Source organism: Vibrio cyclitrophicus (assembly GCF_024347435.1).
Lineage (GTDB): Bacteria > Pseudomonadota > Gammaproteobacteria > Enterobacterales > Vibrionaceae > Vibrio > Vibrio cyclitrophicus.
In genome coordinates this window covers 1,504,815-1,516,543 of the sequence record NZ_AP025480.1, presented here as the reverse complement: position 1 = coordinate 1,516,543, position 11,729 = coordinate 1,504,815, and the positions used below count along the sequence as shown (strand labels likewise).

Annotated in this window: 11 protein-coding genes; 5 read left to right on the top strand and 6 right to left on the bottom strand. The window is 43.4% G+C overall.

All coding sequences use genetic code 11. The features are described from left to right. Positions 1–125: 125 nt before the first annotated feature. Together OCW38_RS06705 and OCW38_RS06700 are read left to right on the top strand one after the other, a co-directional pair. On the top strand, positions 126–908 hold the full coding sequence (locus OCW38_RS06705) for a sulfite exporter TauE/SafE family protein (protein ID WP_016783923.1): 783 nt from the start codon (positions 126–128) through the stop codon (positions 906–908). Positions 909–1,176: 268 nt separating this feature from the next. Then, positions 1,177–1,368 carry a hypothetical protein gene (locus tag OCW38_RS06700; RefSeq protein ID WP_010438515.1) on the top strand — a complete coding sequence of 64 codons (192 nt, stop codon included), beginning with the start codon at positions 1,177–1,179 and terminating at the stop codon, positions 1,366–1,368. A 161-nt stretch (positions 1,369–1,529) separates the two neighbouring features. On the opposite strand, the gene OCW38_RS06695 is transcribed toward OCW38_RS06700, so the two are convergent. Then, a complete protein-coding gene (locus tag OCW38_RS06695) occupies positions 1,530–1,943 on the bottom strand; it encodes a VF530 family protein (RefSeq protein ID WP_010438513.1) in 414 nt (137 codons plus the stop codon). A 338-nt stretch (positions 1,944–2,281) separates the two neighbouring features. Between OCW38_RS06695 and OCW38_RS06690 the strand changes: the two genes are divergently transcribed. Further along, positions 2,282–2,389, top strand: a complete 108-nt coding sequence (locus OCW38_RS06690; protein WP_016791272.1) for a hypothetical protein — start codon at positions 2,282–2,284, stop codon at positions 2,387–2,389. A 138-nt stretch (positions 2,390–2,527) separates the two neighbouring features. Here OCW38_RS06690 and gnd read toward each other — a convergent pair whose 3' ends face one another. The 5 genes from gnd to OCW38_RS06665 form a co-directional block, all read right to left on the bottom strand. Beyond that, positions 2,528–3,976, bottom strand: coding sequence for a decarboxylating NADP(+)-dependent phosphogluconate dehydrogenase (gnd, locus tag OCW38_RS06685; RefSeq protein ID WP_004733587.1), 1,449 nt, complete (start codon positions 3,974–3,976; stop codon positions 2,528–2,530). Between the two features lie 29 nt (positions 3,977–4,005). Then, positions 4,006–4,722, bottom strand: a complete 717-nt coding sequence (pgl, locus tag OCW38_RS06680) for a 6-phosphogluconolactonase (RefSeq protein WP_016768676.1) — start codon at positions 4,720–4,722, stop codon at positions 4,006–4,008. Then, on the bottom strand, positions 4,719–6,221 hold the full coding sequence (zwf, locus tag OCW38_RS06675; protein WP_010438503.1) for a glucose-6-phosphate dehydrogenase: 1,503 nt from the start codon (positions 6,219–6,221) through the stop codon (positions 4,719–4,721). The genes pgl and zwf overlap by 4 nt, the downstream gene beginning before the upstream one ends. Positions 6,222–6,658: 437 nt before the next feature. Then, positions 6,659–7,354, bottom strand: coding sequence for a response regulator (locus OCW38_RS06670; protein ID WP_010438500.1), 696 nt, complete (start codon positions 7,352–7,354; stop codon positions 6,659–6,661). Positions 7,355–7,423: 69 nt separating this feature from the next. Continuing rightward, a complete protein-coding gene (locus tag OCW38_RS06665; protein ID WP_065099548.1) occupies positions 7,424–9,076 on the bottom strand; it encodes a sensor histidine kinase in 1,653 nt (550 codons plus the stop codon). 618 nt (positions 9,077–9,694) lie between these two features. On the opposite strand from OCW38_RS06665, the gene OCW38_RS06660 reads away from it, so the two are divergent. Together OCW38_RS06660 and OCW38_RS06655 are read left to right on the top strand one after the other, a co-directional pair. Further along, positions 9,695–9,922, top strand: a complete 228-nt coding sequence (locus tag OCW38_RS06660; protein WP_010438494.1) for a hypothetical protein — start codon at positions 9,695–9,697, stop codon at positions 9,920–9,922. 371 nt (positions 9,923–10,293) lie between these two features. Next, positions 10,294–11,727, top strand: coding sequence for a TolC family protein (locus OCW38_RS06655; RefSeq protein WP_261895519.1), 1,434 nt, complete (start codon positions 10,294–10,296; stop codon positions 11,725–11,727). Positions 11,728–11,729 lie beyond the last annotated feature (2 nt).

Genomic DNA, 11,729 nt, shown 5'->3' with positions numbered 1-11,729 from the left:
AATTTACATTCTCATCAAACGAAACGTCTTCTATGAAAGATCATATATTTAATAAACAAAATAAATACTTAGTGATAGTCTAGTCACAATTCCGTTACAAAATAACTAGAAGGAACGAAATTATAATGCAACTCGATTGGTCTTTGCTTTTGGATTGGCTCATCTTATTTACAGCAGGTGTTAGCGGTGGTGTACTTAACTCCATCGCTGGTGGCGGCAGTTTCATCACATTTCCAGCTCTGTTATTCGCTGGTGTCCCTCCGATAGCCGCTAATGCGACCAACACCTTTGCCTCATGTGCGGGCTACATTAGTGGTGCATATGCACTTAGACACGAGATTAAATCAGGTACTAAGCAGCTCAAGATCGTCATCACTTTGTGTGTAGTTGGTGGGGGTATCGGTGCGTTTTTATTGCTACACACACCAGAAGCATTGTTTACTCAATCCGTTCCTTGGTTACTGCTTTTTGCAGCACTTCTTTTTACTTTCGGTGGAACACTTAATCAATGGCTTAAGAAACTCACAGCTAAACACAAACACGCCAACAGCGCTGGAGCATTATTTTCTGCTTTGATGTTACTTATCGTGTGTGTTTATGGTGGTTATTTTAATGCAGGATTAGGCATTGTGACATTGAGTTACTTGGCACTGGCTGGATATACCAATATCAATGTGATGAATGGCATCAAACTGTTGGTGTCGGCATGCGCGTCACTCGCGGCAATCGTGTTCTTTATCGTGAATGGTTCGATTGATTGGCCATCAGGCATAGCTGTCTTATTTGGGACATTGGTCGGTGGTTACTATTCAGCTAAAATCTCTCGTCGTATCCCACAACAGTATGTCCGTACTACTGTGATCATCGCTAGCTTTTTGATCACCGCTTACTTCTTCTATGCTAACTAGGTTTTATATCAACTAGCTTTTATTCAAATTACTTCGTACAGTAATCACGCCTTTCGTTAGCAAAACACAACGTAAATCGTTAAGCATGAAGAAGTGACAAATCCCCTCAATTGGTTATTTTACGCCCTATAAAATAGCCAAGCTAAAATGTGTGAGGCGAGTTTGTCAATTAGTAAATTTGATAACAATTTAGACTGTTTTTTAGCCTTTATTCCAATAGACATGGGATAATTCTCCTGTCGAAAGTGAGACTTCATTAGGAGGCGTTATGAACATTAAACTCGGTCATGTCATGTCATCAAGTCGACTCATTTGCTTTGTCGCTTTTCTTGCTGCCACATTCGCGTGGATCCTAAAGATGCCCGCTCTGTTTTCTGTGTCAGCGCTATTCTTACTGATCAGCGCCATTGTCTATGTCGTTGACCTTTGGAAGAATCAAAGAAAGCACCGCGAAGCTTAAGGCTCAAGAACAATAAGCTTTAGACGGATTTAATAGTTATACGTATTAAAAAGGAGCGCTTAGGCTCCTTTTGTGTTTTTCGCTTGTCTAATTAGGCGCATTAATTATCTACGCCTTATCTAACGGCGGCTAACAATGCCATTTTTTAAAGACGGCTCTTGCTAACGGCGAAAGTTACGACCGTTACCGCCTCGGCGTTCTTTAAATGCAGATGCAGCTTTAGCTTGAGAAGCGTGGATAGACTCAACCGTCAACTCCATTGGTTCACGAGGTTCTAACCCGTGACGGAACGTGCGTGAGCGTGGTGGCATCTGATACTCAATATCTGAAGCTTTAGGCATACGCTTAAAACGGTAAAGGTAGAAGTTTTCAACCTTCTCACGAGCCCATTCTGTCTTCTTCAGGTATTTAACCGCACTTGCTACCGTTGGTTTAGTATTAAAGCAGTTCATGCGCATTGCTGCATCCAAAATTTCCCAACCATAGTGATCGACTAACTCAGTAATCATGGTTTCAAGCTTTAAGCCATGTAGAGGGTTGTTTTGTTGCAGTTCGATTCTTTCTTCTTCAGTCATAACATTACCTTTTTCAAGGCAGCTCACGGCCTTGAATATACTCTAGAACACCGTCATCACTGACCGCTTCTAGCTCAATCATTTGGGCATTATTTCCATTGCCCTTGTTTATGTCTTTATGATGGCATAAAGCATGTGCGTTATCCTATTTATCTTTTCATTTAATTTCAAAATGGTTATTTAACGTCCAGATCATCATTAACAGCACTTTAGTTAAGCAATAGCGCATACGCTATTAACTGGCAGACGTATTCGATGCGTTAATGAGTAAAAGAGCCTATAAACACGCTTGGTCACTGAATGAGGTGATGGCCTATATAGAAGCAAACACTGGTTGAATGTTTGACCCAGAGTGGGTTGAAGCGCCTAAACAAAACCTAGACAGCTTTATGTCCATTCGAGATCAATACAACGACGATGTACAACCACATATCATGACCGCCTAAGCGATAATTAGTTGTGTGTTTGAAGTGACCATCTAAAAATACGCAAACCAACAAAAAAGGATGCCACTGAGGCATCCTTTTGTTTTCTAGTTTGCAGCTGAAAGAACAAATTTGTTCTCTACTGATTCTAACTAACGATTATACGTCGTAAGTTGTAGAAGCAGTGTCGCCGCCTGTACCAGTCCAGTTTGTGTGGAAGAATTCACCACGTGGACGGTCAGTACGCTCGTAAGTGTGAGCACCGAAGTAGTCACGTTGAGCTTGTAGAAGGTTCGCTGGAAGACGAGCTGTTGTGTAGCCGTCTAGGAACGTTAGTGCAGAAGTCATACATGGCATTGGGATGCCTGATTCCATAGACTTAGCTGCAACTTTACGCCAAGCGCCCATGCAGTTGTCTAGGATGCCTTTGAAGTATGCATCTGAACCTAGGAATGCGATCTCTGGGTTCGCTTCATAAGCATCACGAATGTTGCCTAGGAATGCAGAACGGATGATACAACCGCCACGCCACATAAGTGCAACGTTACCGTAGTTTAAATCCCAGCCGTTTTCGTTCGACGCTTCACGCATTAGCATGAAACCTTGAGCGTAAGAGATGATCTTAGAAGCCAGTAGAGCCTGACGGATTGCATCAACCCACTCTTGCTTATCGCCTTCAACTGGAGCAACTGTCTTGCCGAACAGTTTCTCAGCTTCAACACGTTGATCTTTAAGTGCAGATAGGCAACGAGAGAATACAGACTCAGTGATTAGAGTCAGTGGGATACCCATGTCTAGTGCATTGATGCCTGTCCATTTGCCCGTACCTTTTTGGCCAGCAGTGTCTAGGATCTTCTCAACTAGTGCTTCACCGTCTTCATCTTTGTAGCCAAGGATGTCAGCAGTGATTTCTACTAGGTAGCTATCTAGCTCAGTTTTGTTCCAGTCAGCAAATACAGCCTGCATTTCGTCGTGGTTCATACCTAGGCCATCTTTCATGAACTGGTATGCTTCAGTGATAAGCTGCATGTCACCGTATTCAATGCCATTGTGAACCATCTTAACGAAGTGACCAGCACCGTCGTTACCAACCCAATCACAGCAAGGCTCACCTGCGTCAGTTTTCGCAGAGATACCTTGGAAGATAGGCTTAACCGCTTCCCAAGCTTCAGGAGAACCGCCTGGCATGATAGAAGGACCGAAACGAGCGCCTTCTTCACCACCAGAAACACCCGTACCGATGAAGTGGATGCCTTTCTCGCGAAGAGCAGCAACACGACGGTTAGTGTCTGGGAAGTTAGTGTTACCACCATCAATGATGATGTCGCCTTTGTCTAGAAGTGGTACAAGCTTGTCGATGAACGTGTCTACAACGTCACCAGCACGAACCATAAGCATCACTTTACGTGGCGCTTCTAGCTTCTCAACTAGCTCTTCTAGAGAGTATGCACCAACAATGTTAGTACCTTTAGCTGGGCCTTCTAGGAACTCGTCTACTTTCGCAGCAGTACGGTTGTGAGCCACAACTTTGAAGCCGTGGTCGTTCATGTTTAGGATAAGGTTCTGACCCATTACTGCTAGGCCAATTACACCGATATCACCTTTCATTATTTATATCTCCTTGCGGCTATTCGCACTTATGCGATAGCACTTGCTGCATTTGAATCTAGGAACCACTCTGTTTCGCCAGTTTTAGACTGGATTTTCGCTGCCGGGTAAGGCAGTTCTGAAGCAGGAGTTGTATGAATTTCTTTAACGATCTCGACTTTACCTGCGCCAAGCACTAGGTAGCTGATTCGTTTTGCTGCTTCTAAAACTTTCGCTGTTTTAGAAATACGGATCTGACCCGACTCTGGGTGAGAAGCTAATACAGATAGGTTCTCATCTTGGTAGTCAGTTACACCCGGGAATAATGAAGCTGTGTGGCCGTCTGCGCCAACACCTAGCAGAATCCAATCGAATACAGGCGTGCCGTTTTCAGTTGGAATCACGTCTGCCATCTCTTTTGCGAAACGCTCAGCTTCTGCTTTAGGCTCATCTTCACCACGGATGCGGTGGATGTTCTCTGCCGGAACGTTCACGTTTGAGAAAAGCAGCGCATTCGCTTCGCCGAAGTTGCTTTCAGCGTCATCTGGTGCCACGCAACGTTCATCGCCCCACCAAAAATGAAGGTTATTCCATTGAATGCCTTCTGCGTACGGTGCTTCAGCTAAAAGCTTGAAAAGCATTTTTGGCGTGCTACCACCCGACAGTGAAATGTGAACAGGTTTACCCAGCTCGCTGTAAGCTTTCATTTCGTTTGCTAGGTTTTCAACGACCAGTTCAGGCGTTGCAAAGATCTTGTGATTGATCATAGTTCGCAGTAATCCGTGTCTGTTAAGTTCTTGCATGGGAAGCGCCATGCGCGGCCATCACGTTGCAGAAGCTCATCGGCTTCTTGTGGGCCCCAAGTACCACAAGCATAGCCAAACAGTGCTTGAGGGTCTTGCTTGAAGTCTAAGATTGGTTGAACGTACTTCCAACATGCTTCTACTGCATCAGTACGTGCGAACAGAGTCGCATCACCGTTCAGTGCATCAAGAAGAAGACGCTCATAAGCTGTTAGCATCTGAGTTTCAGGCAAGTCAGAGTAAGAGAAGTTCATTTTCACTTCTTTAGCTTTGAAGCCTGCACCTGGCTCTTTCAAACCAAAGCTCATTTGAATACCTTCATCCGGTTGAATACGGATAATCAGCTTATTCTCTGGTGCATCTTGACCAAATACTGGGTGTGGTGTGTTCTTAAAGTGAATCACGATTTCAGTCACACGTGTCGGCAAGCGTTTACCAGTACGTACGTAGAAAGGAACACCATTCCAACGCCAGTTGTTGATGTGTGCTTTAAGACCAATGTACGTCTCAGTACGAGAGTCATCCGCAACACCCGGCTCTTCACGGTAACCAAGCAACTGCTGGCCGCGAACGTCTGACGCTGTGTATTGACCTAGCACTAAATCTTTACGCAGGTCGTCTTCTTCTAGCGGTTTGAGACACTGAAGAACTTTAACCACTTCGTCACGAATAGAATCAGCATTAATTTGAGCTGGTGGCTCCATACCAACCATTGCTAGCACTTGTAGCAGGTGGTTTTGGAACATGTCACGAACTGCGCCAGAACCGTCGTAGTATCCGCCACGCTCTTCAACGCCAAGGAACTCAGCACCTGTGATTTCAACGTATTCAATAAAGTTACGGTTCCACAGTGGTTCAAACATCGCGTTTGAGAAACGAAGCACTAGAAGGTTTTGTACCGTCTCTTTACCAAGGTAATGGTCGATACGGTAGATCTGGTGTTCTTGGAAGTGATGATGGATCTCTTCATCCAATGCTTGAGCTGATGCTAAGTCGTAACCAAATGGTTTCTCGATGATCAGGCGACGCCAGCCGTTCTTTTCATCGTTCAGGCCATGCGCAGCAAGGTTTGCTGGAATCACACCGTACAGGCTTGGTGGGGTTGCCAAGTAGAACAATGTGTTATGGTTTTCGAATTGGTAGTCTTGCTCAAGCTTGTCTAGACGTTGTGCTAAACGAGCGTAGTCGTCTACATCTGAAGTGTTGATCGCTTGGTAATGCAGATGTTCAATAAATGCATTCAGCGTCTCTGGCTCAGTTTTTTCCATTTCCTGAAGAGACTTCTTCAGCTTCTCACGGTAAGACTCATCGCTGTACTCAGTACGGCTCACTCCAAGAATCGCAAAGGATTCTGGTAGTTGATTGCTAGCATACAGGTGGTACAAAGCAGGAATTAACTTACGGTAAGTCAGATCTCCCGACGCACCAAAAATAACGATGCTGCTGTTTTCAGGTATTACCATCATCTTTCCTATAAAAACAAGGTTTTTAGTATTCGCCAAAGGTATCAGCGACATACGAAAATTGATAATAGGTCTTAACTATTACATCAATAGCGAGAGCCTATTACACTTGAGAATGCGTTTGGTAAACGAGGGTGAATGCTATCACCTCTATTCGGGTCAGTATTGTCTATGAGTATTTGATTTACATCAACCACTGTGAAGGCAATCGATTAAATATTGACTCATTTCGAACGAATTCTATTCAACACCCGGGCTCACAAAGCCTGAGATAGCCGTAAATCGGCATTCTCAAACATTGTAGTCAAGAAAGAATGGCATCTGGTCTGTGGAGTGGATAATAGGAAATGGAGAGAAAGGCAAAACCAGCCTATTCAACTGGCTTTATATTTATTTGACAGCATCGCGTTTGTCTTTGTGACTTGTTGTCGCTAAATCTATCTTCTAGCTTTGTTGTAGCAGCGTTCTGGGCGACCAACTGTCCCATAATTTAGGTCAGCGACTAACTCACCCGTCGTAATCAAAAACTCTAAGTAACGTCTGGCTGTGGTTCGGCTTGCACCAATTCGTTCACCGGCCTCGTCAGCAGTGATGTTAACAGCATCAGTTTGTTGGAAAATTGCTCTAATCTTATCCAATGTAACACCATCAATACCCTTGGGTAGGGTTGATACTTTTCCTGAGTCCGCTTTGGCATTAGCTTGCAACATCTTATCCACCAAACCTTGGTTAAGATCCGATACACTTTCAAACTCTTGCTGTTGTGATTGGTACTTTTTCAGCGCGGCTTCTAAGCGAGGAAACATCACTGGCTTAAGCAGATAGTCAACCACTCCGCCGCGCATTGCTTGTTGCAATGTATCGACGTCACGAGCGGCTGTAATTAAGATCACATCACAACCTTGGTTGCTGCCACGCACGTAATTTAGAATATCGAGCCCGCACCCATCAGGTAAATACACATCCAGAAGCACTAGATCGGGCTTTAAAATATCCAATTGCATTAACGCTTCAGATTGTGTGGTCGCTATACCGATCACATCAAAGCCCCCCATCTGTTCTAAATAACGATGGTGCAACTCTGCAATCGCAATATCATCTTCAATGACCATGACTCTCGTGATTGCCTTCATTTATGTTCTTCCTTTAACCATTGTATTCCTGTCACGTTGCTCTTCACTCGATCGCTTCGTACTCAATTATTATTGTTCTTCTTTCGGCAAATACACCGTCATGCGTGACCCAAAATCGGGATTATCAATCATTTCTAGCTGCCCTTGATAGCGGTCAGCAAGCTGCTTAATAAGATACAAACCGACACCTCGGTTCTGCTTGGCTTTGCTTGATACACCTTTTTCGGTTAGTGCATCAGTCGCCAAATGCTTTGGCAAACCACATCCTTTATCTTCTACTTCAACAATGATTTCATTACCAAAATCACTGATCGATACAACGATTACCCGGCGAACTGGTGTTATTTGCCCTTCTTGTTTAATCGCCATCATGGTGGCATCAAAAGCGTTATCAATGAGGTTACCGAGAATAGTGACAACGTCATCGGCGTTTAGTCGACTTGGTAGCGCTTCTAATCTTGAGCCTTCTTCAACTTTCAACTCCAGGCCAATCTCACGCGCTCGCTCAGTTTTACCTAACAACATGCCGGCAATCAGCGGATCCTTCACCGTTTCTCTTAAGAACTCGATGAGGCTTTGATAGTGCGCCGTTTCTTGACCAATCAATTGCTGAACCGATTCCAACTCTCCCATCTGAATCAAGCCACTGATCGTGTTGAGCTTGTTCTGATGTTCGTGTGTTTGAGAACGCAATAGGTCGGCGTACTCTTTGGTTTGAGACAATTGGTCTGTTAAGTCATTAATTTCATCCCTTAAACGGAAACTAGAAACCGCTCCAACCACTTCACCAGCAACAACAATCGGACTTCGGTTTGCAATAATTCGCTTATTATTGAGGTACAGCTCGACATCATGGTCCGTGTCGCCGGTTGATAACAGGTGTTCTAAGTCACTGCCCGCCAACACATCAGAAAGGCGCTGTTGATTGAGTGCTGAGTCCCTATCTATAGACAAAATATCGCAGGCACTTTTGTTTATAGAACGTAAAATACCGTTCTTATCGATACTTAAGATGCCCTCTTTCACTGTACTCATGGTCACATCAAGTTCAACGTACAATCGACCAATTTCTTCAGGTTCAAACCCCAAAATAGAACGTTGAAAACGACGAGATACGTAGCTTGAGATCACAGCATTAACTGCAACCACCAGCAACGCCATTACAATCAAAAAGGCCAAGTAAGGTTCAATTCGATCTTGCAAAGAATCCAATAGATAACCAACTGAAACCACACCTATGACCGCGCCTTGCTGATCCTTAACCGCCGACTTACCACGAACAGAAAAACCAAGCGAACCTTTAGCCGTCGAGACATAAGATTCACCTAGTGCGAGCGCCCTTTGATTGTCGCCACCGCGCATTGGTTTACCGAGCCTGTCGTCATAAGGATGAACCAAGCGAATGCCTTTTTCGTCGCCTACAACAATAAAGGCCGCGCCAATAAGTTGGGTAAGGTTTCGAAATTTAACTTGGGTTTCTTGAGACAGAGAATAAGGAGCGCCATCAGGACCTAAAGACTGTTTATCTTGGAGAATACTGGAGACAAGTGGCGATTCAGACAGAAATTCAGCAACACCGAGTGCTTTCAAACCCATCTCTTGTTCTTGAGATTGTTTGATATACGAAAAACCCGCAGCTGAAAGTATCAACAGTTCAACGAGGCCAGTGACCGTCATGATAATCAGCAACCTTTTTCTGAAGCTGATACTACTCCATTTCATATAAAATCGTCCCTAATGCTAACGATTAATGTTAACACCAAGTTAATCAAATGACCTTTTCACCTATACGAATTTGTGACTGTTACTCAACTAAATAATTGACCCGATTATTAATTGATATTCCTTTACGTTATACCGCTCAAAAAACTGCTCATTTTTAGAACTGATTAGCTTAAAAAGGCAAATAAACGAATAAATATTGAGCTAGATCACTAAGGTTTTAGGTGTTTTTTAGGTTGTTCAAAACAAATACAATTACAATAGTTGCATATGAAGAAATTTATTGTTGCCAAGCTATCCGTCGCCTTTTAAAGACTGCTATCTCAATCGAAATTCGGTTAACAAAAGAGCAACAATTATTTACTCACTGGACGTGCAAATAATAATAAGTTGCTTGCTCGCCTCGACGTATGCTGAACGAACTGGATCATCTATAGATATCTAAACATATAGAGACTTAAGCATACAGCTGACTGGCATGACAACACAGGGAGCTGATAAAAATCAGTTGACCACGATTAAGCACTGGTAAGCAGGGTGTGTCGCCCAATAGCACTGTCCAACAGGCATAGGATAAAAAACATAACGTATAAACATTGTTGAAAAGGAAACCAGACAATGAAACGCGATAATTTTGGAATTTGCCTGACTAAGGCGATGCTGTTTAATAACTTACAATCTACTTTTACTCATGTCAGAGCCTATGAGAAAGACGAGACATCCCCACTCGACTTAAAAGTGTTGTTAGCTTTCCCGCAAATGTCAGGCAGAGATTTACTGCAAACTATGCAAGGTTCAAGACAACTAGTGTGGCGTGCCGACCACCATTGTCCAAGCTTTAAATAGACCGCTTCATTTTGTAACAAATACCTCTATACTGAATGTAAAGAGCACGCTTTGCCGTGCTCTTTTCGTATTATTTGTCTTTGGGACCATACACTTAACCTTATCCACACCAAGTTAACGAATGGTATTAATTTTTGCTGATGTGCTAATGTGAAACTATCTGTGTATATTTGTCTCTCTATAGCGGTAGCTGTCTCTCTATAATGATTCGCTTCTAATTTCTAAGAGCTCGTGATTTAGTCGGCGTTTTCGGTTTATAGAAAGAATCTGTTTATAAAAAGAACGTGTATATAGAGACAATCTGTTCAAGACAAATGATGATCGCCCTGTTAACATTAGAGTTAATACTCTAAATTGGTAAATGAGTTCAGATGACTAAACCGAAATTCCGATGCCTTGCAATTGCCAGTATTCTTATCGGTACTATCAGTTCGCCAAGCTACGCAGCCCCACTCTCTTTTACTGAAGCGTGGCAAATACTCCAAGAGAACAACAACTCTCTTGCGGCTCAACAAGCTAACGTTGAACGTTATCAACACCTTCAGAACTCAACAAGTAGCCTTAATCTGCCTTCGATCACCTTGGGGGCTAACTACACGCACCTTAATAGTGACGTAACCATCAATGGTGAGCAGTTTTCAGATAGCTTGAGTGGACTGCCATTTCCAATACCACCCGAATTTGCTGGCCTACTTGGCGGTGTAACCTCCACCATTACCGAACAAGATATCTTCAGCTCTTCCATTCGTGCGGTGTGGCCTATCTTTACAGGTGGTCGAATTACCGCTGCGCAAAATGCGGCAGAAGGTAAAAGCGAAGAAGCGCAAAGTCAACTATTGATGGAGAAACAAGCTCGCTACGAAGATTTAAGTAAGTATTACTTCTCGGTGATCTTAGCGGAAGACGTCGTGAAAACGCGTCAAGCGGTTGAAGCGGGCCTAACTCAACATCGTGATTTCGCCATCAAACTTGAACAACAAGGACAAATCGCACGAGTAGAACGCTTGCAGGCGGATGCTTCACTAGACAAAGCGGTTGTCGAGCGGACTAAAGCTCAAAACGATCTTAAAATTGCTCAGTTAGCGTTAACTCAAATACTTGGCCAAAGCCAAAGTGTTGAACCTTCAGAGCAACTGTTTATCAATAAGAACCTCCCTCATATGGATGTGTTCATTGATCAAACACTCATGACCTACCCCGGCCTTAAGATCCTTGATGCAAAAGAGAAACAAGCAAGCAGCTTAATCAAAGCAGAAAAAGGTAAATACTACCCAGAAGTTTATCTTTACGGTGATTACAGCCTTTATGAAGACGATTCTCTCGCGAGTGAAATGAAACCTGATTGGTTAGTTGGCATTGGTGTCAATGTACCGCTGATTGATACCTCTGGCCGTTCAGATAAAGTCGCAGCAGCTCACAGTGCTGTTTCTCAGGTTCAATTCCTTAAATCACAAGCTAAGCAAGACTTAACCGTGTTAGTACAAAAAACCTATCTGGAAGCAAACCAAGCAATTGAAGAGGTTCAAGGCCTCAACTCTAGCTTGTCGTTAGCGCAAGAAAACCTATCGCTCCGTAAAAAGGCGTTCACTCAAGGGCTTTCTAACTCATTAGAAGTGGTTGATGCTGAGTTATACCTTGCCAGCATTAAAACACAGCAATCTGCTGCGAGATTCAAATACCTCATCTCTCTTAATAAGCTGTTGGCGCTAACCAGCGAAATGAATGCTTACTCAAGTTACTTAACTTCTTCTGTTTCGTCTGATTTCGATTCAAGAACAGACACCGATAGCCAGTCAAAAGGATAATT